Raw genomic sequence first — 23,693 nt, 5'->3', positions numbered from 1 at the left:
GATAAGGGGCCAATCGCGGGTCGAGCCTCAAAACGATACGCTTCTCTTCGTTGACGACTTCCTCGTCGTAGGCGTCGATGAGAAGCGCAAAGGTCGTTCGGGTGGCCCCGGCGGCGGGTTCGATGACATAGGGAAAGAAGCGCTGGTCGGCTTCCTGATCGTAATAGCGCAGATCCTCGCCACTGGCCTCAGCGTGCTGACGGAGATCGAAGTCCGTCCGGTTGGCGATACCCTCAAGTTCATCCCAACCCCATGGGAACTGGTATTCGACGTCAGCGGTGCCAGCCGAATAGTGCGACAGTTCACTGTCATCATGGGTGCGGATGCGGAGATTGTCCGGGTTCATTCCCAGATCGATATACCACTCATGTCGGGCACGCAGCCAATAGTCGTACCACTTGGCCGCTTCCTCCGGCCGACAGAAAAACTCCATTTCCATCTGTTCGAACTCGCGCGTCCGGAAGACGAACTGGCCGGGAGTGATCTCGTTACGGAATGACTTGCCGATCTGGGCGATTCCGAACGGCAGCCGGAGCCGTTGGGTCCGGCGAACGTTTTCATAATTGATAAAAATCCCCTGGGCCGTTTCTGGCCGAAGGTAGATGAGGTTCTCGTCGCTCTCGATCGGGCCAAGATGAGTCCGCAGCATCAAATTGAATTGTTTGGTTTCGGTGAACTGACCCTTCATCCCGCAGGTTGGACATTGATCAGGGTTGTCCAGCTTATCGAGGCGATGCCGGGCGTTGCAGTTGCGACACTCGACCATCGGGTCCGTGAAGACTTCTTCGTGCCCACTCGCTTGCCACACCTGCCGCGACTGGAGAATCGCTGAGTCGATACCGACCACATCGGACCGGTATTGCACCATTGACTTCCACCATTGACTCTTGACGTTGCGGAGCACGGCGTTGCCGAGCGGCCCGTAGTCGTACGCAGACCGAAGTCCGCCGTAGATCTCCGAAGACGGAAAGACAAAGCCTCGCCGCTTGGAAAGGTTCACGATCGTATCAAAATCAGCCGGCATGGAAGTCCTCGTTGCGAAGTGGCATGTTAGACCCCCGCCGGGCAACGCTCGCCCCGATCAAGCCGAGCCGAAGCGGCGGACCCGACCCTGGTACTCAACAACGGAATCCACGAGCGCCTGAGCGTCGTAGTCGGGCCACAGGATATTCGGAAAGACCAATTCGGAATAGGCAGCTTGCCACAAGAGAAAGTTCGATATGCGATGTTCGCCCGACGACCGAACGATGAGATCCGCATCGGGCATTCCCGGGATCCCAACCAACGACCCGATGAGCGCCTCGTCGATGTCGCCGGGTTGAATGTCTCCGGATGCCACGAGTGCGGCAGCCCTCCTGGCAGCCCGGGCAATGTCAGCCCGACCGCCATAGTTGAACGCAAAGACCACGTGAAGCCGGTCGTTGTTCGCCGTCATCGACTCGGCCTCGGCCATGATCTCCCGGTTTCGGTCCGGGACCCTGGGATCGTCGAGAATGCCCATGAAGTGCATGGCAACCCCTTTGGCATGGAGTTCGTCGCGCCGGCGCTCCAGGATGTCGCGATTGAAGAACATGAGGAACTCGACTTCGCTCTCCGAGCGAGTCCAGTTTTCAGTCGAAAATGTGAACGCCGTCAGCCACTTGATCCCCAGTGCCAACGCACCGTCAATCGCCGAGAACAACGCGGCTTCCCCGGCCGCGTGACCGACCGTTCGATCAAATCCGCGCTGGTTGGCCCATCGACCATTCCCGTCAAGAATCAGACCTACATGCTGTGGGATGTTGGTCGGGTCCAACCCGGCCAGATCGAGAACTTGCGTCCCCTCCGAACCAGTCATTCGTTCATGACCGACATGGAGACGATCTTGCGTTCGAGGTGATATTCAAGGAAACGCCTGGCGACACCAAGCGTTTCGGTCGGAGCGATTGGTGACAGATCGGGGAGGTTCTGAATGTCTGCGGCAGCAAGGACCGCCAGCCGATCAGTCACCCCGGGACGCAATTTGTAGGCGCCCGATGGTGCACAAGAGCTGCACACCACTCCCCCAGCTTCGAAACTGAACCGTTCTGGCGATGGCTCACCACATCCAGCACACGTACTCAGGGACGGCGCCAACCCGAGAACCCCGGCCACCTTGAGCATGTAGACCGTTAGAAGCTCGGGCCCACCAACACCTTCGTTGAGAGCGAGCAGGCCACGATGCAACAGCAGCAGGAGTCCGGCACTTGGTTCGTCTTCGAGGGCCACCGCGTCGGCCAGCTCAAGCATCGTCGAAGCCAAGACAAAACGATCAAGATCCGTCCGGATGTTCGGATAACTCTCGATCGTCTCTACCTGAGTAATGGTGTCGAGGTTTCGCCCTTCGTAGAGGACCAGGTCGACATGCATGAACGGCTGAAGTCGACCGCCAAAACGGCTCTTCGTCTTGCGGACGCCCTTGGCAACCGTTCTGAGTTTGCCGTTATTGGCACTCAGAAGCACGACGATGTTGTCGGCTTCTCCGAATGGGTACGTCCGGAGAACGATCCCTTGATCATGTTTAAGTCCCACGGTTACTCGAACCCCAACCGATCGAGGATATTCGGTCTTTGTTGCCAATCCTTCTCAACCCGAACCCGCAAGTCCAAAAACACCGAGGTTCCGAAGAGTGCCTCCAATTCGACCCGGGCTTCCACCCCGGCCGTCTTCAGCAACTCCCCGCCCTTACCGATGATGATGCCCTTCTGAGAGTCGCGCTCGACAATCGCCTGAGCATCGATATACAGGGTGCCGTTGGCGCGCTCTTCCATCTCGCGGACCCGAACCACCAGCGAATGCGGGAGCTCGTCATGGAGTCGGTCAAGGAACTTCTCCCGAATGATCTCGCCTACCACCAGATGCTCAGGCTGGTCCGTGGTGGCGTCGGAGGGGAAGAACATGGGTCCTTCGGTCAGTCGTTCAACGATGGCGTGACGCACGGTCTCGACGGCCTCACCGGTCAGTGCCGAAGTGGGGACGTACACGTCAAAGTCCCACGCAGTTGCCTCAATAAGACGTTCGGCCACTTCCGCCGGATTGCCCCGATCGACCTTGTTCACCACACAGATCACGGGCGAGCCACTCGCCTTGGCTCGTTCGGCCACGCGACGATCGCCCGGCCCGACCGGGCCGGTGGCGTCGAATACGACGACCACACAATCAGCTTCGTTGAGGGTCCCTTGCACCATGGCGTTGAGCCGTTCGCCGAGAGTCGTCTTCGGTTTGTGAAGCCCGGGGGTATCTACCAGTACGGCCTGGGAGGCCGGAACGCCATCCTCATATTGAGTCATGATGCCCCGGATGGTGTTGCGGGTGGTTTGGGGCTTGGTCGAAGTTATCGAGACCTTCGAACCAACCAGCGCATTGACGAGAGTCGACTTCCCAACGTTGGGGCGACCGACCACCGCTACAAAACCGGAGCGCATGGCGATCAGTCCGCTTCGACTTCGGGAGCCGACATTTCATCGTGGCGGGCCACCCGGACTTTGGAAACCCGCCGACCCTGAACCCGGACGGCGGTGATGGTGATGTGCCCAACATCAAACGATTCACCCTCACGGGGAACCCGTCCAGCCAACCCGAGCACCAGGCCCCCGACCGTATCCCAATCTTCGTCTGGCAGATCAGCTTCGACGAGGTCACCGAGTTCATCAACATCGAGGCGACCATCAACCAGCCACGAACCATCTGGCCCGGCTATCACCATGGGATCTTCGCGGTCATACTCGTCGACGATCTCGCCAACGATCTCTTCCAAAATATCCTCGATCGTTACGATCCCGGATGTGCCACCGAATTCGTCAACCACCACCGCCATATGGGTCTGATTTCCTTGCATATCGCGCAGCATGTCGGAGACCCGCTTGGTCTCTGGCACAAAATATGCCGGTCGGAGAATTTCGCTGATCGGTACCGGGCTGGCACCCTCATCCATAAGCCGCAGGAGGTCCTTGGCGTACACGATGCCCCTGATGTCGTCGGTGCCTTCGCCCGTCACGGGAATGCGGGAAAACCCGTGAGTGATAATGGTTCTGAGCGCCTGTTCCGATGTTCCGTCCACCTCGACCGTCACCATATCGGTCCGGGGCACCATGACCTCACGCAGCAACGTGGCGGAAAAGTCGAGAATCGAGGAGATGAGTCGAATTTCCTGATGGTCATCCTCGTCGTGACCTTCGGTGACGGAGTCCAGTTCGTCATCGGTGACAAGATCGTTGGCCATCTTGCCTACTGAGCGGGCAAGCTTCAAAAGCCAGGCAAATCGGTACGCCAGTAGCCGGGGGTGGGAACGGCCAATCGATCGAGGGATGGCTTCACCAACGGAAACCACGATCACTCCGGTGAGGGCCAACGCACCGGCGAGCATCACTCCTCTGATACCAGCCGTTGTCAGGCCCCAGGCAGCCAGTAGCGCCGCGGCGATCAGCATGCCGGAATGAACGAGTCCGATGGCCGGCTGCAACCCGGTTCGATGCTCCAAGAGGCGAGCCGCGATATCGGCCCCCGACAATTCATGGGCATCGTGCAAGGCGTCAGCGCGGTGGGTCCGGATGAGCGAAGCAAGCGCAGCTCGCAACAACCCAGCCAAGGCCAAGACCAGCACTGACAACACCATGGCGACGATCATCAGCGGCGTTTTCTCCCCACCTTGGCCAACAGAACTTTCTCGCGGCTCTCCATGACTTCGGCTTCGGCGTCATCGCCATGGTCATAGCCGAGGAGATGCAAGATTCCGTGAACAACCATCAACGACACCTCGTCGTCGAACTCGCTCCCGTGGCTGGGGGCATTGGTTCGGACGTACGTCGGAGCGATGATGACATCGCCGAGTGTCACCGGCGGGTCATTCTGGCGGCGCACCGGTACTTCGCCCGGGGTTAGATGTTCAATCGGGAAAGCCAACACATCAGTCGGTCCGGCTTTGCCCATAAACCGCTCGTTGTATTCGGCGATAATGCCATCAGAGACGAAGAAGAGCGAGACTTCGGTCTCGTCATCAAAGCCCTCCTCGGTGAGCACCAATTCGGCGAGCTCAACGAGGATGCCCGTACTCAGCGGATCATCTTGCTCATCCGCTAGAAAGATGTTCAAAACCTCATCGCTCCTTTTGTCGCCGCATCGGGATCACGTCAGGTGCGGCGTCTTCGGAGTCTATCGGAGCGTCGTCGGTCTCGGTGGCAGTCTCGGTGGCAGTCTCGGAGGCAGACAGTGCCGGAGTCCCATGAGGGACCCCCAGATCGGTCGGGAAATTGGGGTACGGAATCCGCTGGTGATAGTGACCGACCAGGGCCTCGACGAAAGCCTTTTTGACCTGCGTCAATTCACCGAGCGTCAGATCCGATTCCAACAGTTGACCATCGTTCACCTTCTCGCCGACCACCCTCTCGACAACCTCGACGATCCGGCCGGGCGTCGGAGCTTCGTGGGAGAACACGGCCCTGGTAGCACCCTCAAGGGCGTCGGCCATCATAAGGATCGCCATTTCCTTGGTGCGCGGTTTGTGGCCGACGTGTCGATACTGATCAACGTCGACAGCGTTGGCACCGTACATGTCGATGGCCTTCTGATAGAAGAAGCGCATGATGCCGTCGCCGTGATGGGACAGAATGCCGTCGGCGACCTCGGTGGGAATCCGGTACTCCCTGGCCAACGCCACCCCATCGCTCACATGCTGGCGGATGACGGCCGCTGACTCAGCCGGCGGCATCTCGTCGTGGGGGTTCGAAATACCGAACTGATTCTCGATGAAATGGGCGGCGTGCTGGGTCTTGCCAATATCGTGATAGTACGCGGCAGCTCTCGCCAGCAGATTGTTGGCTCCAATGGACGCAGCAGCCTTGTCAGCCAACGTACCAACCATCAATGAATGATTGAATGTACCCCACGCCTTGTCCTGGAGGAGCTGGAGTGCAGGATGGTTGCGATTTGTAAGGTCCAAAAGGCGGAGCGAGGTGGTGATGTCGAAGGTCAACTCGAAGAAACTGACGGCCATCCCGGCGGCCAACGCGGTCACCATCGTCACCGTACCGGCCACCAGAGCGGCGAGCCCCACCGTCTGGAGGGCGAGCGTTTCCTCGACCAACGGGGTGTGAAAGAAGAAGGCCATGGCCGCCGCGGCGGCGGCCGAACCTGCCGCCCCTGCCAGGACAGCACTACCAAAATCGGCCCGCCGGGAGATCGATGCCACAAACGGAACCGGAACAAATCCGGATAACAGCGCATAGATCGTGTATCCCGGGTCTCCCGTGGCGAGCGCGGTAATCGAAGCGGCCGCCACGGCGATCAGGACGGCCATCCTGGCATCAAACAGGATGGCAACCATGACCCCGAACGCGGCAGCCGGAACGGCATACCCACCGGCAAGGTTGAGAACCTCCATTACCGAACCCAATGCGGCGGCCGCCCGGATCGACAGCGCCAACATCACCAGGAGCAAACCCAAGAGCGTGACGCGGCGAAGTGACGCCCACACCCCCGGCCGGAAACGGGAGATGTAGAAAGCAAGCACAGCCATGATGGTGGCAGTTGCAACCAGAAGAGCGAGATATTGAGTGGGCGTGCGTCCGTTCAGATTGAGCTCGGTGATGGCATCGAATTGGACCTGGGTGATTACCTGTCCGTCCTCCACGATCGTGCTGTTCTCTTTGTAGGTCTCCTCCACCGGTGCCACGCTGTCCCTGGCCGCAATCCTGGCGGCCTCAGTCGTGGCTTCATCGGCGAAGCTATTGGCTTCCAAAAAGTCGCCGGCTACCGCCCGGGCGGCGTCCTGGGCGGCTTCACCCTGAGCCTGGTCCATATCGAGCGGGATGAACATCCGCTCCGAGGCCACCTTCTGGCGGACCGCAACCAATTCGCCCGACTTGATGCCGTCACGCAGTACGCTGAGGGCTCTTTGGCGGGAAGCGTCAAGCACGATGGGCAGCTGGGGTTCCTCGCCGGCTGCCGTCCGCCACACATCATCCACTGCCACGCTTACCAGCGTGGCGAGGGTCGGCTGAGTTGGATCCGTGTCGATGATGTAGTCGCGGGCGAGATCGTCGACCTGTTCACTGATCGGACGGGTAAACGGGGTGAAACCAATCGGGGCAATGACACTGCTCGATTCGGCGCTCACTTCAAGCACCTGCGGATTATTGGCCGTCGACAATGCAAAGGCCTTCGGGAACTGCGGGTCGCGCGTGTCGACTTCGACGACAACCGACCCCTCGGCTGAAATACCCGTTGCCGTAAACATACCCGAGGCGTCCGTTCGCACCCGGGTCACCGCGCCGAAACTATCGGTCAAGATCACATCGACGTCAACCAGCGGCACATCAACCTCAGGAGAGGTTTCAGTTGGCGTCTCTGTAAAGAGACTGTCTCCGGTGCGGTCGAGAAACAGCACGCCGGTGATGTCGGTGGTCGGAGCGCTCACCGTCGTGGTCGGGGCGGCGATGGTCGTAGCGGTCGTCTCGGCGATGGTGGTCGTCGACCCCGCGACCGGATCAAGCGGAGGGGGCCGATCGACTTCCACTGTCAAGGGCGGGTCGGGCGCGACGACATTGGCCTTAATCGTGGTGAAGAGAGCCACAATGTCTTCTTCGATCTGAGCGGTGACATCGGTGTTCTCTTTGAAGAGCTGCGGAACCCCTGCGGCCGCCGCAGCCTTTCTTTCGGCGGTGACGACCGTGTCGACGAGTTTGATCTCCTTGTCCGCGACGTATCGGTCCTTTGACACGTCACCGACCGCAAGCTGGACCGTACCTGAGCCCGCCCCGACGGCCAGAGAAGCCCACACGAGAGCCGTCGTGGCGGCGATTATGCCCCAGCGCGCCGCAAAGCTAACTCGCTTCATTTGCGACCCTCCTTGCTCTCGTAGCGCTCGTAGGCGCGGACAATATCTGCCACGATACGCGCTCGCACCACATCTTTTCCAGTTAACCGGACAAATCCGACATCGTCGATGCCGGCCAGGATCTCTTCTGAAAGCCGCAAACCGGACTTCTTTTCGATGGGAAGGTCGGTCTGGGTCACATCACCAGTAATGACCATCCGGGAATTGAAGCCCAGCCTGGTCAAGAACATTTTCATTTGTTCCGGTGACGTGTTTTGAGCCTCGTCAAGAATCACGAAGGCATCGTTGAGGGTGCGACCCCGCATAAACGCCAGCGGGGCGATCTCGATGGTCCCCTTCTCGATGAGAGCAGCCGTCGTTTCTGGTCCCAACATGTCAAAGAGCGCATCGTATAGAGGCCGGAGATACGGATCGATCTTGGCAGCCAGGTCTCCGGGCAAGAAGCCCAGTCGTTCTCCTGCCTCGACGGCGGGCCGACTGAGGAGAATTCTTCGCACTTCTCCGGCGTTGAGCGCCGCAACCGCGGCGGCCACTGCCAGATACGTCTTGCCGGTGCCGGCCGGGCCAATACCGAACGTCAATGTATGCGCGGCCAGAGCCTCCACATATCTGCGCTGACCGGCTGTCTTGGCGCGAACGATGCGACCCCGGGCGACTTGAATGCCCGTAGCCATCACAGAGGACGGGCTCGGTTCGCCAGAGGCAACCATGTCGACCACCCGCTGGACCTGTTCACCACTCATGGACTGGCCCATCTCGGCGACCCGCACAACCTCCTCAAGGACGGTGCGGACCAACGTCACTTCGGCGTCCGGTCCGGCCAGAAGAAACTCATTGCCGCGGGCGACGATTTTCACAGATGGATAGGCCAATTCAACGACGCGCAGATGCGAGTCGTGCTGTCCCACGACGGTTGGAACGAGTTCTGCAGACGGCACGCGTACGCGCACCTGGTAATCAGACAAAGGGAACCTCGAAGAAGATTTCGATGAGTCACACAGTATATCGCCCGTTACGCCCATTCCGAAAGAACGTTTTCCGGACTGCGGTAAGTTCCCGCGCTAGTTTTCGGGAATGCCCACACTCTTCACCCGCATCATCAACGGCGAAATCCCCGGACGGTTCATCTGGCGGGACGATCTGGTGGTCGGGTTTATGACCATTGCTCCGATCAGGCCGGGTCATGTGTTGGTGGTGCCGATTTCAGAAATAGATCACTGGATTGACGCCCCGGACGATCTGCGCAACCACATCATGGACGTGGCGGCTCAGATCGGGCAGGCCCAGATGTCGGCGTTTCACCCGGCCCGTGTGGGAGTCATCATCGCCGGCCTCGAAGTACCCCACCTGCATGTACACGTCATACCGATCGAGACCGAACGAGACCTCAACTTCGCCAATGCCAACGGATCTGCAACCGATGGGGAGTTGGAAGAAGCTGCCCGGAAGCTTCGGGCAGCTCTGGCCGGGAACCCGAACGTGACGGCGGTCTAGGGACGTAGCGCCCAAGCGCCGGCGCATCAGTGGCGTTGAGGAAGGTTTGAGCCGAAGGGGCAATGGCGGCCCCTAATGGGCCGGGTGTCTTTGGCCCACTTAAATAGCGGTGGTCCACCTAAATTGCGGTAGCGCCCAGTTCGGAAAACATCGTGGCAATCGACTGCTCAGACTCCTGGAGCAATCCCGCCAGCACTTGCAGATCGGATCTCCTGATGGTCAGAACCCGACCGTTGAAGTCCTGGCGCATGATCTGAATCGCTTTGAGAAACCGTTCGATGATCTCGGAACCTGACTCATCGGATTCGAGGGCGTTGAGGTCGATGGAGATCCCTCCGGAACTCCACGCAGGGAGTCCGTCGGTAACGCCCCGGCCATCGGGCGGCAACAGCTGGTCAACCGGCACCGAATAGAAGGCAGCCAGACGCTGCAGGCGCGGTAAGGACAAGCTTCGCTCGCCCCGCTCATACGCTCCGAGAACCGATGCCTTGAACTCCTGACCAGAATTGGCCTCGACGTCCTGGAGAGACAAGCCCTTTTGTTTTCGGATCGAACGGAGGCGCCGACCAACCGCCTCATTATAGGTTTCAGTCACGCTTCCCCTCCTTACCACAACAATAGCAACTAGAACACCGCGCGTGAAGCTTTCACTCTCGGTGACTTTCTCCCAGCCCCGCTTAAGTTACCATGCGGGACCGGCGAAGTAGTGCACCTCCGACAATGGCCGCGGTCTCGGTACGAAGCACCTGGTCCGATAGCGAGGCCGTTTGGTGGCCCGCGAGCTCATCTGGATGCCATCCCCCTTCGGGTCCAATACCAAGCGCATCCACGTTTGCACCAAGCTCACCGCCACTGGCATCAGCCAGGACAATGCCAGGAAGGTCATCCAAGGATGCTGTTTCCACCTCCATGAGGAAAGCCGACCGACTCTGTTCGAGTGCTCCGACCGCCCACGCCCGGCACCGGGCCCTGGCAGGCGGGGCGACCTGACCGAAACGGGTCGACAACCAGACCAGGCGGGAAATCCCCAACTCTCCAAGCTTTTCGACAATAAGCCGTTGGCGATCCTTCGCTTTCGGAGGGGCAACGGCGACGGTCACGCTAGGCCGAGGAGCCGCTATCCGTTCATCGTCCCGGACCAGTTCAATACCATTCCAAATCCCGGTGCCCAGCAACCCCCGTCCATCGGTATACGACAGCGGGGACCCGGCCTGGTAGCGCAGGACCTTCTGAAGGTGGTGCCGTTGGTCCTGGTCGAGCCCCACCAGGTCGGAGTTGAAATCGTTGATAAGCAGGTGCGGAATGTGGGCCATTTCGGCTAACGAGCTTTGCGCCGCCGTCGAGAACTCGCCACCGTTTCGTCGTTGATCTCGGCAAATTGCCGGAGAAGGTCCGCTTGCTCGCTCGAGATGTCGGTGGGGATTGCCACGCCGACCTCCACAAGAAGTCGCCCCCGACCGCGCCGGCCCAACCGATGCATCCCGCGATTCTGGAACGTGATGACGGTTCCGGGCTGGGTACCGGGATCGATGTCAATGTCTACATCAGTATCATCAATAGTCGGCACCCAGCGATGGGTGCCGAGAGTCGCCTCGGCGATACCGATACTCAACCGGTGGATCAGGTCGTCGCCATTGCGGATGAAACGACTATCAGTTTCGACCCGAAGCTCGACATACAGGTCACCGCTTGGGCCTCCCCGCCTCGCAACCTCTCCTTGCCCGGACAGCCGCAGACGGGTGCCCTCCGAGACACCGGCCGGTACCTCCAACAAGACGGTTCGATCCTCCACGACCCGACCATCTCCGGCACAGGTCGTACAAGGGCTCTCGACGACCTGGCCAAGGCCAGAACACTGGTCACATGCGGCAACGGTCATCATCGCACCCAGAATCGTCTTGCGCTGGACCCGTACCTGCCCGGCTCCCCGACACTGGGTACAGGTGACCGGACGACTGCCTTCGGCAGCCCCTGTCCCGGAACAGGTCCCACATTTGACCGCACCGCGAAACGCAACTTCGATCGTCGCTCCGAACGCGGCATCCTTCAATGAAATGGAGGCACCAGCCAGGACATCCCGTCCCCGTTCCGGTCCGCGACCACCCCCAAAACCCCCGCCGCCGAAGAACGAACTCAACAGGTCTTCGAGACCACCCCCGCCGAACAAATCTCCGAAATCGAACGTTTCGCCCCGGTCGTATGCACGCCGCTTGTCGGGATCAGACAGCACCTCGTACGCTTCGGCGGCGAGTTTGAAACGCGCTTCTGCCTGGGCATCGTCGGGGTTGATATCCGGATGGTTCTCACGGGCGAGGCGCCGGAACGCCTTCTTGATTTCGTCGATCGAAGCATCGCGGGCGACGCCCAGCGTTGCGTAATAGTCTTTGCTCATGTCGGCGACAGCTTAGGATCTCTATGAGCCAAGTCGGTCGACGAGACCGTCTCGCACTTCCTCGATGATTTTGATCGTTCGCCGGTAGTCCATGGCCATCGGTCCAACGACGCCGATGGAGCCGGCCGACCCACCAGCCAGCTCGTAGCTGGAGGAGACGACGGCCAGGTCGCGTCCGGCCGGACCGGGTATCTCTTCGCCGATGCGGATCGAGGTCCCCGGATGGGTGCTGATCATGAGCGCCAGCAGGGTGGCTTCCCGCTCGAGCACTTCAAGAACCCGGTTGACGGTTGAGACGTCCTCCCAAACCGAGGCCATCCGCGCCGTACCACCAACGTATATTTGGCGGGTCGAATGATCACTGCGCACAACCGCCTCAAACGCTCGATCGAGGATGATGGTCGTGGCAGGCGACGTCACGATTTCCTGCTCGGCGTAGCGAGCCGCTGCCTCGGGGATGCTGTGACCGACGACCAGTTCGCCGAGTAGGCCCTCGACCTCGCTGACTATCGGTTCCTGGACGTCATCTCGGAGACTGACAATGTCCTGAGAGACCTGTCCGTTGACGGTCACCAGAACGACCAAAATGGTGCGGGTGCCAGTCTGGACGACGTGAACCCCCCGGATCTTGTCTCCCCCAAGGCCCGGACCAAGGACCACTGCCGGATAGGTCGTCTCGTCGGCGACCAGCTCGGTGGTCGCTTTGAGAAGCCGGGACAATTCCAGTTGGACGGAAGAAAAGAAGCTGTTGATGCGGTTCTGGGTACCTCGCCGGAGATGACCCGGCTCGGAGTGATCTACGTAATAGCGATACCCTTTGGCCGTCGGCAGCCGACCGGCCGACGTGTGAGGCTGGAGAAGATAACCCTCGGCTTCGAGTGAGGTGAGGTCGTTGCGGATGGTGGCGGTTGACACCGCCAAACCACTCTCCTTGGCAATCGCGGCTGAGCTGACCGGTTCACCGGTCGCAATGTACTGCTCGATCAGTGTCTGCAGAACGACGATCTTGCGGTCATCCAGCATGTCGGCCATCCAACATCGTGTTATCCAAGATAGATTAACGGTATCACTCTGGCGGCGGCATCGTCAGGACTTCTCGGATGACGGTGTCGGTCAGCAGAGTCCGGACCACGACGATCCGCCCGTTTTCCTCCTTCACGATCCCGGCTTTCACAAACTCGGGATGGAGATCCAGGACCCGCCGACCACCTGGCCCCGTGATGACCCCGGCCGCCCGCCGCAACCCGAGCATGAGCCGTTCCTGTTCACGGTCCCAACCAGATACGACAGTTTCTCCCGCCAGCGGCCGCTTCCCGGATTCGACAGCCTCCATGTAGCGGTCGATACGCCGGAGATTACGAGTCCGAATGCCACCCCGGTGGCCGTGAGCACCCAGGCCGAAGGCTTCGTATTCACCCTGGGCCCAGGTGGCGAGGTTATAGCGACACGGTTCCTCGGTCGCGTAGTTGGACACTTCGTACCGGATGAAACGCTCTCCGAGTCTCTCAGCGGCTCTCTCCCACCGATCAGCCTGAATGTCGTCGTCGGGAGCCGGATACCCGTCGGTCACCGCTCTTGAAAGTGGCGTACCGAGTTCGACGGTGAGCGAGTACGCCGAAACGTGATCGATACCAAGTGCCTGCGTGCGGTCGAGCGTCTGTTCCCACGACATGTCCGTCTCGACCGGATGGCCATAGATAAGATCGATCGACACTCGCGGAAAGGCGGCCAGGGCGGCCGCCACAGCGGTCTGAGCCTGGTCGGACGTGTGCTGGCGCCCCAACTCGCGCAGGACCACGTCGTCGAAGGACTGCACTCCCATCGACAGTCGACTGACCCCCGCCTTAGAGAAGGCGGAGCTGGAGGTGGCGTCAATATCCTCGGGGTTCGCCTCCATGCTGATCTCAACATCGCTCGCCAACCCGAATTTCGAAGCGAGCGCCTCGAGAACCGAACCGACCAACTCAGGGGGAATACGGGACGGCGTCCCACCGCCGATGAACACAGCGTCGAGGGACCCCCACTCATCGGACATCTCGATTTCGCCGATCACCGCACGGTGATAGCGCTGCACGAGATCGTCCTGGCCGGCGACAACCGCAAAGTCACAGTACGGGCAGACTCGTGCGCAAAACGGGATGTGAATGTAGGCAGATCGCCATTGTCCCGCCAGATCAGCGAGCCGGGGCGAATCGGGACGCATCCTTGGGTGCGAACGGATCATCAGCGATCGCTGGTGTCGACCCGAAGCGCGGCGACAAACGCCTCCTGGGGCACTTCTACGGCGCCAACCATCTTCATCCGCTTCTTGCCTTCTTTTTGTTTCTCGAGCAGTTTTCTTTTTCGGGAGATGTCACCGCCGTAACACTTGGCGAGAACATCCTTGCGGCGGGCCTTTACTGTCTCCCGGGAGATGATGTGACTGCCGATGGCTGCCTGGATCGGGACATCGAACAACTGACGAGGAATGAGTTCCCGCAGCGTTTCAACCATCCCTTTCCCGTACATAACTGCTTTCGCTCGGTGCGTAATCGTCGAGAACGCGTCGACCGGCAGGCCGGCCAGCAAGATGTCGACTTTCACCAGATCCGAGACCCGGTAGCCGACTGGTTCGTAGTCGAGCGACGCATACCCGCGGGTCCGCGACTTGAGGTGGTCAAAAAAGTCAAAGACGACTTCGGCGAGCGGCAATTCGTAGATGAGTTCGACTCGTTCCGGGGTGAGATATTGCATGTGATGCATTGAACCCCGCCGGGACTGCACCAACTCCATAATCGTTCCGATGTACTCGGACGGGGCGATGATCATGGCGCGCACGTACGGTTCTTCAAGCTCAGCGACGCTCGACAGGTCCGGAAGGTCCTGAGGGGACCGAATCTCCATCACCGATCGGTCGGTAAGCGTCACCCGATAGGCGACCGAGGGGGCCGTCGATACCAGATCAAGGTTGTACTCACGCTCAAGGCGTTCTCGTACGATCTCCATATGGAGCAACCCGAGGAAACCAACCCGAAAGCCGAAGCCCAGCGCCCGTGACGTTTCCGGCTCCCAAACCAACGACGCATCGTTGAGCTGCAGTTTTTCGAGAGCCTCCCGCAACCGTTCAAAGTCATCCCCGTCGGACGGAAACAAGCCCGAGAACACCATCGGCTTGGGTTCGTCATAGCCTTCCAGAGGCTCGGTGGCCGGGTTGGCCACCAGGGTGACGGTATCGCCCACCCTGATCTGATCGATGTGTTTGACGCCCGTGATCAACAGGCCTACTTCGCCGGCACTCAACTCGGCGATCGGAACAATTCGCGGAGTGGAGACGGCCAACTCATTGGCTGCGTGCTTGTCTCCGGTGGCCATAAAGAGAACTTGTTCACCCTTGCGGATCCGACCGTCCACAACCCTGATAGAACAGACCACGCCGCGGAACGTGTCGAAGTACGAGTCGAACACGAGGGCTCGCAGCGGCGCTTCCGGGTCTCCGGACGGTTGCGGGATCTGCTTGACAATCCGGTCCAGGAGTTCTTTGATGCCCTGGCCTGTCTTGGCGGAGACACCCAAAACGTCGTCGGGATCACCACCAAGAATCGCGGTGATTTCGGCGGCGGCGGCGGCCGGGTCGGCCGACGGAAGGTCGATCTTGTTGATGACCGGGACGATTTCGAGTCCTGCCTCGATCGCCAGGTAGGCGTTGGCAAGTGTCTGAGCCTGCGCACCTTGAGCCGCATCGACCAACAAGACGGCGCCATCACAGGCGGCCAGCGATCGGGAAACCTCGTAAGAGAAGTCCACGTGCCCCGGGGTATCGATCAAATTGATCTGATATTTCTGACCATCGTCGGCATCGTAGGAGAGCCGCACCGACTGGGCTTTGATCGTGATGCCACGCTCGCGCTCGAGGTCCATGGTGTCGAGCAGCTGTTCCCGCATCTCGCGCTCGGTGACCGCTCCGGTGTATTCCATGAGCCGATCAGCGAGAGTCGATTTCCCGTGATCGATGTGGGCGATAATCGACAGGTTGCGGATGCGGTCAGACATCGATCACTTCCGACAGCCCGAAGGGGCCTGTTTCAGATTGACGGGAAACGTCAGCCCAGGAGGGAATTGACTTGCTTCGTCAACTGAGATTTGCGGCGGGCGGCAGTCTGCTTCTTCAAGATGCCAGAAGAGGCCGCCTTGTCGATCCGAATCTGCGCCAGGCGCAACGCGTCTTTGGCAACGGCGGAGTCGCCGGCTTCGGCGGCCGTGACCGCCGACTTGATGCTGGTTTTGAGCTCGGACCGCACCGACTTGTTGGCAACACGCCGCTTTTCGTTCTGGCGGTTACGCTTGATTTGAGACTTGATATTGGCCATAAGAATCCCGGTGAAGTAAGAGAAGTCGTTCGGTCGAGACGCGCTTATACGTCTTCGAACGCCCACTCTACCAAACACCGCCCCGACCAGCAAAGCTGGCGCTGGCTGGTTCCGTCAGCGAGCCCACCGACAGAGCGCCACCGTGAGTCGTTCCATCGTCAACCGGTAGGTATCTTCCGGAGCCGTCTTCAAGAGATTGTCCGCTCGAACCAGGGCAGCCACCGACCGACGCAAGTTCTCCTCGGAAAAGCTCGCCCGGGAGGCGTACAGCTTCTTGGCTTTCCAGTCAGGCATACGGACCTGCTTTTTATACGTTTCGAAGTCGGTTGCGACCGCCGCCAGCGAACGGGCCCGCAACTGCGCATCGAGTTGGCCGACGAGTTGTAAGGGGTGACCGTGCACGAGGAAGTCTTCCAGGTGTTTGAGCGCCAACCCCACGTCGCCCGCTTCGACGGCGTCGCCATACCCGAAAGTGGCAATCTCCGGCCGGTTCTTGAAGCGATCGAGGACCAGCTCCCTGGTAATAGGTTCCCCAGCCATCGCCAGCTGATCCAGGGCCTGACCGACAGACGCCACGTCGGTCCCAAACCGACTGATCAGAGCCTCGGCAGCCGGATTGTCGATCTTCATACCCCGTGAGCGCAACTCTTCACCAAGCCAACTGAGCGCCCCCTTTTCGCTGAGCGGGGCAACCTCGACTTTGTTAACCAACTCCCCCAACTTAAGGCTCCGTGGCAATGCTCCGAAGGCGATCATGACGACGAAACATGCCTCGGGATCCATGACCGAGAGCAGATCAGAGAGGATTACCCCCTCGTGGCTCTGGATCCATTGGGCATTCACAAACTCGACAGCCTGACGATCTCCAAAGAGCGACCCGGATTGAATTGCCGGAATCGCAATCTCGAGCTCCGAGCGCATCGGACCTTCACTGTCGCCTTCCGAGCCACGCTGGGGTACGTCGATGCGAACCCGACTGGTGGCCCCGAACCGTTCGATGGCGGAGCTGGCTTGCTCGAACAGTTGCTGGCGTTCGCCAGGACCGTCCCGCTTGCAATACAAGTGCAGGATCGGTTTCACGGGCCGATCAGCAGCGAACCGCTGAACTCGTGGTATCCCTCTCCGAGATGAAACGAAACGGTTTCGGACTCGGTTGCTCCCGGCGCCACCCTGCCGATCGAAATGGGGATGATCTGGCTTCCCATCAAACCCAGGTCTCCCAGAACAACCGCCACAGTACCGCGCCAGGTGAACTCGGAGTTGTTGACGACAATCAGCGTGAGATCGGCGGTTTGAAGGTCCGAAGACGACGCCTGAACATCCACCGCGAGACCCCCACAAATGCCGTCCGTTTGGGCCTGATCGGCTGTGATCGCCAACGAGGAAAGGACGATGGCCTCGCCATCTTCAAAGATCACCGAGAACGGCTTTTCGACCGCTGCCTCACAGGTGGCGATGTGGGTAAGGCCCCGCAACGACGAGGTGCCAAGCGGGATTATGAACACCGCCAGCAAGGCGACCATGGCAACACGTGATTTCAAAATAGACGGCATCAACACAGACCTGGCTGGACTTCGGCGAAGGTTAGTCACGTTTCCTCAAGGTCCGATGGCTACTATCCCGGCCGATGGCTGCGCCGATGAAACGATTGAATTACGAACGTACCCGCTGGCTGCTCCTCCTGGCCGGGCTTGTCATCCTGGGCGGGATTGCAGCGATCATGTTCGCTCGGCGGGTCGACCCGGTGGAGGTCGCAGGCACGATCCTCTTTCTTCCTGTCTTTATGTCGTTTCTCATGTTCGGACTGCGCGGCGGGCTGATCGCCGGAATTCTCGCATCCCTCGCCTACCTGTATCTTCGATATCCTGCCATTGACGCGGTCGGTGCCGGTCGATTCGTAGGTTTGTTGGTGACCCGAACCGTTGGCTACTTGTCGTTCGGCGCGGCAGGCGGCTGGGCCTCCTCGGTACTCAAAACCTCCATCACCAAGCTCGACCTGTACGACCACATCGACAGCGAAACCGGCCTTTACAACTCTCGCTACCTCATTGATACGATCGACCTTGAGAAGTCACGAGCCGTTCGATACGAAAAGATCTTCTCGGTCGTCACCATTGAGCAACGGTTGGCTACCACCGGCCAGGCCAGGGTACGGCTCATAAAGGAAATCGCCCTGAGTATTCGCGCCGGCGCCCGTACCGTCGATCAAGTCATCCACGCCACCGACGATGGGGTTGACATCTTCAGCGTGGTTCTCCCAGAGACCGGCCCTGAGGGATCAGCCATTTTTGCCACGAAGCTGACTCAGCAAATCGACGCGGCCCCGTTTTCGATCGAACCGGGTGGTTGGGCGACAACGACGGTGACCTTTCCCAATGACGAGACCGGCGTCGAGCAGCTCGTGTCTCGATTCCGGTCGATCGTCAAGGCCGACTTTCCTGAGACGGCAACCGTATAACAACGTCGCCATCTCGGTCGGTCCGCCAAACCCTCATGCCGGCACCCACGAGGGTTTGCAGGACGAGCGAATCGGGATGACCGAACGAGTTCTCGCCAACCATGATCACCGCAGTGCTGGCATGTGATGCGAGGAGCCAATCCGGATCATTGGTGGCCGAACCGTGATGAGGAACCTTCAGAATGTCCGACGGTATCTCGCCGAGTTCATGCTGGGCTAACGCCTCCGCGTCACCGGCGAGAAGAATTGACGTACCCGCCAGCGTAAGACGAAGCACAATCGATTGATCGTTGAGATTGTCGTAACGGCGAAGGGGTCCGAACATCTCGATCTGAATGTCACCGAGACCAAAACGGCCGTGAGACGGGGGGACGCTGACTGGCACGCCTTTGGCTGACAGCACCTGCTCGAGCTGATCGAATTGGGGGCCGGACTCGGGCGACCCGGAGTGCCAGAACGATCCAACCTCGAACCGGTCGATCACGCCCAGAAATCCGGCCAGATGATCGGCATGAGGGTGAGACAAAATGAGCAGATCAATACGGTCGACGTCATAGCGTCGAAGCCCGGCCATCAGCTCAGGAGGATCCGGTCCTCCATCGAGGAGAATCACCTCCCCACCGGACCCAAAGACCAGGATCGCATCACCCTGCCCGACATCAAGAAACACCATGGCAGGTCCGGCTGGTCGCCCTCCGTGGCCCACGTTGATGACGACAAAGAGAGCGACGGCCAGCACCGCGGCCGGACGGAAGGCCCGGTACCGGAGCGCCCACAGCCCGGCCATCATCACCCCGAAACCCACCCATCCGACTTGCGGCCAGTCTGCCGCGGCGTGGGCGATCGCCAGAACCACCGATGCCATCCCGACGGCCAACCTTGTGATCCATTCGGCACCTACGAGAACTCCCACCCCACCCGTGGCAGTGGCGGCCGCGACAAGCGGAGCAGCCACCACATTGGCGATCGGTGACAGGACCGGGACAGAACCGAAGTGATACAGCAGCAACGGGGCCACCGCCAGTTGCGCACCCATCGTTACCGAGACCGCCGACCCCAGGAAGGCCGGGCGGATTCTCGGGAAGGCCCTCGTGGACGCCATGACGCCCAGGGTGGCGGCCACCGATAGCTGAAACCCGACGCTGCCCGCCATCTCGGCCGACCACACCAAGAGACCGAAGACGGAAATGCCCAACGCCGACCATCCTGACAATGGAAGACCCGCCGCCCGACTCACGAGGAAGATCCCGGCCATGACCGCCGCCCGCAGGACGGATGGTTCCCACCTCGTGACAACGACAAACACAGCCAACCCGACCAATCCGAAGATGGCCCGGCGCCGGGGGCCTCCCCCAAGCGGACCGATCACCAGCCACCAGAGTCCGAGAAAGAGCGCGACATTGCTACCGGACACGGCCACGAAATGAGTAAGGCCGGCGCGCCGAAGAACGTCATAATCCACATCTGAGAGCAGGCGGGTGTCCCCGATGAGAAACCCGGAAACCAGGGCGGCGCCCGGATGGCCTTCCCAGCGGGCCAACCCGCCGGAGACTCGATCGCGCAAAAGATTCGCAGTCGCCGTCAGGGGGCCTTCTGCACCGGGGACCGACTCAACCTTTCGTGCCCGCAGGCGACCCTGAAACGTTCGGCCGGCCATCCGACCTCCGGCCGAAGTCAGCCGACCGGTCACGATGACGGTCTCCCCCGCCGCCAAGCGGGCCGCCGGGCCGTCCAGCGTCACCGCTACCCGGGGTCCCACCCACCGAACCCACCCGTCGCCAAGCTGAACTGCCTGCGGTTCCAGCAGGAATTGTCCGTCGACCGGATCCGAGCCGACCCGTCCCAGGGTCACAATCGGACCATCGGTCAGAACGACCTCGCTGGCTCTGGCATGGGCCATTGAGCCCGAACCGACACCCACCAAGACGGCAACAACCAGGGCGAAGGCATGATACGAAGACCTCCACACCCCGACCACCAGCAAGGCTCCGATTACTGTCGCCACCAACCACACCTTCGAGGCGGAGGCGCTCCCGATCCAGGCAGCCGCGGCCATCGCCAGGACCGCCCGTCCAACCTGATCTGGCAGTGTGAGGCGGTCGATCACGGAACCCGGACGGACTCACGAAGTGACGCCAGCTTCGCTTCACCGATCCCGGGAACGTCGAGCAGGTCCTCGACCGACCCGAACGCGCCGTTCTGCGTTCGGAAGGCCACGATTCTCTCTGCCAAGACGGGACCGACTCCTGGCAACGTCTCGAGGGTGGCGGCGTCTGCCGAGTTGATAGGAATCCGCCCATCGCCGTCCGGCGCCGACGCAGAAGTCTCGGTTGGCACGATGATCTGTTCGCCGTCATGAACGAGTGCTGCCAGGTTGATGGCTTCCAACACAGCCGCCGGCGACACGCCTCCCGCGGCGGCCACGACGTCGGCTACCCGACTATCGATCGGGACCACCACTACCCCCGGTGACACAACCGCCCCCGACACATGAACCAAAATCGAACCGGTCGAAGACGTGCCTACCTCCACAACCGCGGTCGGTTGCAGCTCGGGCACATCGGCCGAATTCCAGACATAGACAAGCCCGGCAGCCGCCACCACAGCCAGACCCGCCAGAGCGACGACCCGCTCCATGCGTCCCCTTTCCAGCCACCGGTGCCGGTATTCGTACCACGGCCAGCCAGCTTCAGGAAGGGGTATGGTGGTCCCTCAAATACATGAGGGGTCCCTCAAATACATGAGGGGTCCCTCCAATACATGAAAGGACCCTCCAATACATGAGGGTCGGCCTGTGACAGCCAGTGGCCCCAAGCGAGAGGAGCTGTCGTGGATCAATACCGTGTCGAACCCGGATCGAACGTCGACCTGTCAACGTTGGATCCATCTGGCGGTGACGCGCTCACCGGCGGCAAACGAGAAGGCAAGGTAGCCCTCCGCTCCTTGAACGTCGAACTGGAATCTCTCCAAGAGCTCCTTTACGCGGAAGGCAAGCACAAGATTCTCATCGTCCTACAAGCCATGGATACCGGTGGTAAGGACGGGACAATCCGCCACGTGTTCGAGGGTGTCAATCCTCAGGGCGTCAGCGTTGCTTCATTTAAGAAGCCGACGGAAACGGAACTAGCCCATGACTATTTGTGGCGGGTTCATTCTCGGACACCCGGATCAGGGCAGATCGTGATCTTCAACCGCTCCCACTACGAGGACGTTCTCGTGGTGCGGGTTCATGACCTGGTCCCGGCCGAGCGGTGGGAGAAACGGTATGAGCACATCAACAATTTTGAACAACTCCTCGTTGATGAAGGCACCACGATCCTCAAATTCTTCCTCCATATATCGAAAGAAGAACAAAAAGAGCGGCTCGAGGATCGACTGGCGACGCCGGAAAAACATTGGAAATTCGCCACGGGAGATCTGGCAGAGCGGGAACGCTGGGATGATTACCAGGCCGCCTACGAATCGGTCTTAACCCGTACCTCGACCGAGGCCGCCCCCTGGTACGTGGTGCCCGCCGATCGGAAGTGGTATCGGAATCTGGTCATCTCGCACGTCATTATCGACACGCTCAAAGGTCTCAACATGGCATACCCCGCCGCGGAGGACGGCCTCGACGACGTGGTGGTCATCTGAATCCCCTGAACGGCTCGGAACCTACGCGTCCTGACGAGCTTCGCGTTCGAGTGAAATAGCCGCATACGCGTCGAGGTGACTCATGCCGGCCCGGCGGGCCCTCAGGTAATCACCAACGTACAACGTCATGAATCGCAGCACTCCGAGTCGACGCCACTGGGCGATATGGACGAGTTCGTGGTGGAGAACCCGACGGAGGCTTTCAGGATCCAAGACCCCGACGTCATGACGCAAATAGATCCCCCACGGCAAGGCGATCGCCACAAACGGTTCCTGCCATATCGGGTCGAGCCATCGGGGGGTACTACGAACCCGAACACTGGCTGGATCGACCGCCGGATGATCGAAGTCGAACAGGTCCTTGGCCAGGACCTTCGACATCAGTTGGCGACGACGTTGACGAGGTTTGGCTGACGGACGATGACTCTGCGGATCGTCAGGTCCCCCACTCGTTCGGCAATGCGCGGGGAGGCCAGAGCAGTGGCTTCGGCGTCTTCTTGGGAAATGTCAGCGGGTACTTCGATACGATCGCGGACCTTCCCGTTTACCTGGACGACCATCGTGACCTGCACGTCCTTGGCGACGGACGGGTCTGATTCCGGAAACGGTTGGACGTGGATCGACCCGGTATTTCCGAGTCGATTTCGCCACAGCTCTTCTGTCACGTGCGGAGCGATCGGCGCCAACAGTTTCACCATTACCTCAACTGCCTCTGCCCATGCCCCGGCCGATACGACCGAGGTCTTATTGGCATCAAGCATGACGTTGCGCAGACTCATCAGTGCGGCAATGGCGGTGTTCCACTTGAAGTCCGCCAGGTCACCATCCACCTTGTCGATGGTCTGGTGGACCGCCCGGCGGAGGGCGGCGGTGGCCTCATCGTCGGTGTCGCCCGGCTGATAATCCAGGTGGGCGATCTTCCAAACGTCCTCCAGGAACCGGTGGGCTCCCAGGATGCCACGACCGTCCCACGGTCCTCCCTTTTGCCACTCGAACGCAAACATGAGGTAGGTACGAACCGTGTCGGCGCCATAGGCATCAACCAATTCATCCGGGTTGACAACGTTGCCCTTCGACTTCGACATCCGCTCGACTTCCAGATGATGACGCAGCTGCGAAACGTCGTTGGTGCCGGCGATGCTCGGGATAACCACCTCGGCATCGTCGGGAACCTCAACCGAAATGAGTTCACCATCGACCATCACCTGGAGCAGGTTCTCGGTCCGGCGCATGATCTCACCCACCACCGCGCCTTGCGGAGATGTGGCCCCGGTAACCACGGTTACTTGCGAGGCGATGATGCGAGCGCCATCCCGACGGCCTTCGACGGCCACGACATCGCCGGCATGTTCCGCCCCCAGGACCTGGCCCTGATTCCGAAGCACCCGAAACGGTTCGTCGAAGGCATCGCCTGCCAACCGACCGTGGGCAAGCATGGCCGCTTCCGTGTCGGCGAAGATGCCCATATCGCGCATTACCTTGACGAAAAATCGGGAGTAGAGCAGATGCATGACCGCG

Annotated in this window: 24 protein-coding genes; 3 read left to right on the top strand and 21 right to left on the bottom strand. The window is 60.3% G+C overall.

Annotated elements, in window-relative coordinates:
• The 8 genes from JJE47_07455 to JJE47_07420 form a co-directional block, all read right to left on the bottom strand.
• A partial coding sequence (locus JJE47_07455; GenBank protein MBK5267255.1) for a glycine--tRNA ligase occupies positions 1 to 1,024 on the bottom strand: 1,024 nt, incomplete at its 3' end.
• Positions 1,025 to 1,081: 57 nt separating this feature from the next.
• Positions 1,082 to 1,837, bottom strand: coding sequence for a di-trans,poly-cis-decaprenylcistransferase (uppS, locus tag JJE47_07450; GenBank protein MBK5267254.1), 756 nt, complete (start codon positions 1,835 to 1,837; stop codon positions 1,082 to 1,084).
• The gene (gene recO, locus JJE47_07445; GenBank protein ID MBK5267253.1) at positions 1,834 to 2,550 is read right to left on the bottom strand and encodes a DNA repair protein RecO; all 717 of its coding nucleotides are present in this window, start codon (positions 2,548 to 2,550) and stop codon (positions 1,834 to 1,836) included. The genes uppS and recO overlap by 4 nt, the downstream gene beginning before the upstream one ends.
• A gap of 2 nt (positions 2,551 to 2,552) precedes the next feature.
• A complete protein-coding gene (gene era / locus JJE47_07440; protein MBK5267252.1) occupies positions 2,553 to 3,443 on the bottom strand; it encodes a GTPase Era in 891 nt (296 codons plus the stop codon).
• 5 nt (positions 3,444 to 3,448) lie between these two features.
• On the bottom strand, positions 3,449 to 4,645 hold the full coding sequence (locus JJE47_07435; protein MBK5267251.1) for an HlyC/CorC family transporter: 1,197 nt from the start codon (positions 4,643 to 4,645) through the stop codon (positions 3,449 to 3,451).
• Positions 4,645 to 5,103, bottom strand: coding sequence for an rRNA maturation RNase YbeY (ybeY, locus tag JJE47_07430; GenBank protein MBK5267250.1), 459 nt, complete (start codon positions 5,101 to 5,103; stop codon positions 4,645 to 4,647). Before ybeY ends, JJE47_07435 begins: the two co-directional genes overlap by 1 nt.
• Before the next feature lie 10 nt (positions 5,104 to 5,113).
• Complete coding sequence (locus tag JJE47_07425) at positions 5,114 to 7,852, bottom strand: HDIG domain-containing protein (GenBank protein MBK5267249.1); 2,739 nt, start codon at positions 7,850 to 7,852, stop codon at positions 5,114 to 5,116.
• The gene (locus JJE47_07420) at positions 7,849 to 8,874 is read right to left on the bottom strand and encodes a PhoH family protein (GenBank protein MBK5267248.1); all 1,026 of its coding nucleotides are present in this window, start codon (positions 8,872 to 8,874) and stop codon (positions 7,849 to 7,851) included. Before JJE47_07420 ends, JJE47_07425 begins: the two co-directional genes overlap by 4 nt.
• A 52-nt stretch (positions 8,875 to 8,926) precedes the next feature.
• Between JJE47_07420 and JJE47_07415 the strand changes: the two genes are divergently transcribed.
• A complete protein-coding gene (locus JJE47_07415; protein MBK5267247.1) occupies positions 8,927 to 9,346 on the top strand; it encodes an HIT family protein in 420 nt (139 codons plus the stop codon).
• A gap of 118 nt (positions 9,347 to 9,464) precedes the next feature.
• Here the strand turns inward: JJE47_07415 and JJE47_07410 are convergent, their stop codons facing one another.
• From JJE47_07410 to JJE47_07370, 9 genes are all read right to left on the bottom strand, one after another.
• Positions 9,465 to 9,959 carry a transcriptional regulator gene (locus JJE47_07410; protein ID MBK5267246.1) on the bottom strand — a complete coding sequence of 165 codons (495 nt, stop codon included), beginning with the start codon at positions 9,957 to 9,959 and terminating at the stop codon, positions 9,465 to 9,467.
• Between the two features lie 64 nt (positions 9,960 to 10,023).
• Complete coding sequence (locus JJE47_07405; protein MBK5267245.1) at positions 10,024 to 10,659, bottom strand: 16S rRNA (uracil(1498)-N(3))-methyltransferase; 636 nt, start codon at positions 10,657 to 10,659, stop codon at positions 10,024 to 10,026.
• Positions 10,660 to 10,664: 5 nt separating this feature from the next.
• Complete coding sequence (gene dnaJ, locus JJE47_07400; protein MBK5267244.1) at positions 10,665 to 11,738, bottom strand: molecular chaperone DnaJ; 1,074 nt, start codon at positions 11,736 to 11,738, stop codon at positions 10,665 to 10,667.
• Positions 11,739 to 11,759: 21 nt separating this feature from the next.
• Entirely contained in the window at positions 11,760 to 12,770 is a 1,011-nt protein-coding gene (gene hrcA / locus JJE47_07395) for a heat-inducible transcription repressor HrcA (protein MBK5267243.1), read from the bottom strand.
• 34 nt (positions 12,771 to 12,804) lie between these two features.
• Entirely contained in the window at positions 12,805 to 13,962 is a 1,158-nt protein-coding gene (hemW, locus tag JJE47_07390; GenBank protein MBK5267242.1) for a radical SAM family heme chaperone HemW, read from the bottom strand.
• Positions 13,962 to 15,767, bottom strand: coding sequence for an elongation factor 4 (gene lepA, locus JJE47_07385; protein MBK5267241.1), 1,806 nt, complete (start codon positions 15,765 to 15,767; stop codon positions 13,962 to 13,964). Before lepA ends, hemW begins: the two co-directional genes overlap by 1 nt.
• A 50-nt stretch (positions 15,768 to 15,817) precedes the next feature.
• Complete coding sequence (gene rpsT / locus JJE47_07380) at positions 15,818 to 16,084, bottom strand: 30S ribosomal protein S20 (protein ID MBK5267240.1); 267 nt, start codon at positions 16,082 to 16,084, stop codon at positions 15,818 to 15,820.
• Between the two features lie 114 nt (positions 16,085 to 16,198).
• A complete protein-coding gene (locus JJE47_07375; GenBank protein ID MBK5267239.1) occupies positions 16,199 to 17,164 on the bottom strand; it encodes a hypothetical protein in 966 nt (321 codons plus the stop codon).
• The gene (locus JJE47_07370; protein ID MBK5267238.1) at positions 17,161 to 17,637 is read right to left on the bottom strand and encodes a hypothetical protein; all 477 of its coding nucleotides are present in this window, start codon (positions 17,635 to 17,637) and stop codon (positions 17,161 to 17,163) included. The genes JJE47_07375 and JJE47_07370 overlap by 4 nt, the downstream gene beginning before the upstream one ends.
• A 74-nt stretch (positions 17,638 to 17,711) precedes the next feature.
• Between JJE47_07370 and JJE47_07365 the strand changes: the two genes are divergently transcribed.
• On the top strand, positions 17,712 to 18,542 hold the full coding sequence (locus JJE47_07365; protein MBK5267237.1) for a hypothetical protein: 831 nt from the start codon (positions 17,712 to 17,714) through the stop codon (positions 18,540 to 18,542).
• On the opposite strand, the gene JJE47_07360 is transcribed toward JJE47_07365, so the two are convergent.
• The gene (locus JJE47_07360; GenBank protein MBK5267236.1) at positions 18,508 to 20,649 is read right to left on the bottom strand and encodes a ComEC/Rec2 family competence protein; all 2,142 of its coding nucleotides are present in this window, start codon (positions 20,647 to 20,649) and stop codon (positions 18,508 to 18,510) included. The genes JJE47_07365 and JJE47_07360 overlap by 35 nt on opposite strands.
• Positions 20,646 to 21,179: a ComEA family DNA-binding protein gene (locus JJE47_07355; GenBank protein ID MBK5267235.1), complete on the bottom strand. Its 534-nt coding sequence runs from the start codon at positions 21,177 to 21,179 to the stop codon at positions 20,646 to 20,648. The genes JJE47_07360 and JJE47_07355 overlap by 4 nt, the downstream gene beginning before the upstream one ends.
• A 192-nt stretch (positions 21,180 to 21,371) precedes the next feature.
• Between JJE47_07355 and JJE47_07350 the strand changes: the two genes are divergently transcribed.
• Positions 21,372 to 22,175 carry a polyphosphate kinase 2 family protein gene (locus JJE47_07350; protein MBK5267234.1) on the top strand — a complete coding sequence of 268 codons (804 nt, stop codon included), beginning with the start codon at positions 21,372 to 21,374 and terminating at the stop codon, positions 22,173 to 22,175.
• Positions 22,176 to 22,196: 21 nt separating this feature from the next.
• On the opposite strand, the gene JJE47_07345 is transcribed toward JJE47_07350, so the two are convergent.
• The gene (locus tag JJE47_07345; GenBank protein MBK5267233.1) at positions 22,197 to 22,556 is read right to left on the bottom strand and encodes a hypothetical protein; all 360 of its coding nucleotides are present in this window, start codon (positions 22,554 to 22,556) and stop codon (positions 22,197 to 22,199) included.
• Positions 22,556 to 23,693 (bottom strand): class I tRNA ligase family protein (locus JJE47_07340; GenBank protein ID MBK5267232.1); only part of this gene is annotated, 1,138 nt, incomplete at its 5' end. The genes JJE47_07345 and JJE47_07340, both read right to left, overlap by 1 nt.

The sequence above is a fragment of the Acidimicrobiia bacterium genome, assembly GCA_016650365.1.
Classification (GTDB): Bacteria; Actinomycetota; Acidimicrobiia; order Spongiisociales; family JAENVV01; genus JAENVV01.
The sequence above is the reverse complement of the archived record's forward strand: the minus strand, read 5'-3'. Positions and strand labels throughout refer to the sequence as shown.

Excerpts from the sequence above, each read along its gene's own strand:
- JJE47_07415 (MBK5267247.1), top strand. The coding sequence starts at position 8,927 with ATGCCCACACTCTTCACCCGCATCATCAACGGCGAAATCCCCGGACGG.
- JJE47_07425 (MBK5267249.1), bottom strand. The coding sequence starts at position 7,852 with ATGAAGCGAGTTAGCTTTGCGGCGCGCTGGGGCATAATCGCCGCCACG.
- JJE47_07370 (MBK5267238.1), bottom strand. The coding sequence starts at position 17,637 with ATGCCGTCTATTTTGAAATCACGTGTTGCCATGGTCGCCTTGCTGGCG.
- uppS (MBK5267254.1), bottom strand. The coding sequence starts at position 1,837 with ATGACTGGTTCGGAGGGGACGCAAGTTCTCGATCTGGCCGGGTTGGAC.
- dnaJ (MBK5267244.1), bottom strand. The coding sequence starts at position 11,738 with ATGAGCAAAGACTATTACGCAACGCTGGGCGTCGCCCGCGATGCTTCG.
- hemW (MBK5267242.1), bottom strand. The coding sequence starts at position 13,962 with ATGATCCGTTCGCACCCAAGGATGCGTCCCGATTCGCCCCGGCTCGCT.
- rpsT (MBK5267240.1), bottom strand. The coding sequence starts at position 16,084 with ATGGCCAATATCAAGTCTCAAATCAAGCGTAACCGCCAGAACGAAAAG.
- era (MBK5267252.1), bottom strand. The coding sequence starts at position 3,443 with ATGCGCTCCGGTTTTGTAGCGGTGGTCGGTCGCCCCAACGTTGGGAAG.
- lepA (MBK5267241.1), bottom strand. The coding sequence starts at position 15,767 with ATGTCTGACCGCATCCGCAACCTGTCGATTATCGCCCACATCGATCAC.
- JJE47_07345 (MBK5267233.1), bottom strand. The coding sequence starts at position 22,556 with ATGTCGAAGGTCCTGGCCAAGGACCTGTTCGACTTCGATCATCCGGCG.
- JJE47_07355 (MBK5267235.1), bottom strand. The coding sequence starts at position 21,179 with ATGGAGCGGGTCGTCGCTCTGGCGGGTCTGGCTGTGGTGGCGGCTGCC.
- JJE47_07365 (MBK5267237.1), top strand. The coding sequence starts at position 17,712 with ATGGCTGCGCCGATGAAACGATTGAATTACGAACGTACCCGCTGGCTG.
- JJE47_07405 (MBK5267245.1), bottom strand. The coding sequence starts at position 10,659 with ATGGCCCACATTCCGCACCTGCTTATCAACGATTTCAACTCCGACCTG.
- hrcA (MBK5267243.1), bottom strand. The coding sequence starts at position 12,770 with ATGGCCGACATGCTGGATGACCGCAAGATCGTCGTTCTGCAGACACTG.
- JJE47_07420 (MBK5267248.1), bottom strand. The coding sequence starts at position 8,874 with ATGGGCGTAACGGGCGATATACTGTGTGACTCATCGAAATCTTCTTCG.
- JJE47_07435 (MBK5267251.1), bottom strand. The coding sequence starts at position 4,645 with ATGATCGTCGCCATGGTGTTGTCAGTGCTGGTCTTGGCCTTGGCTGGG.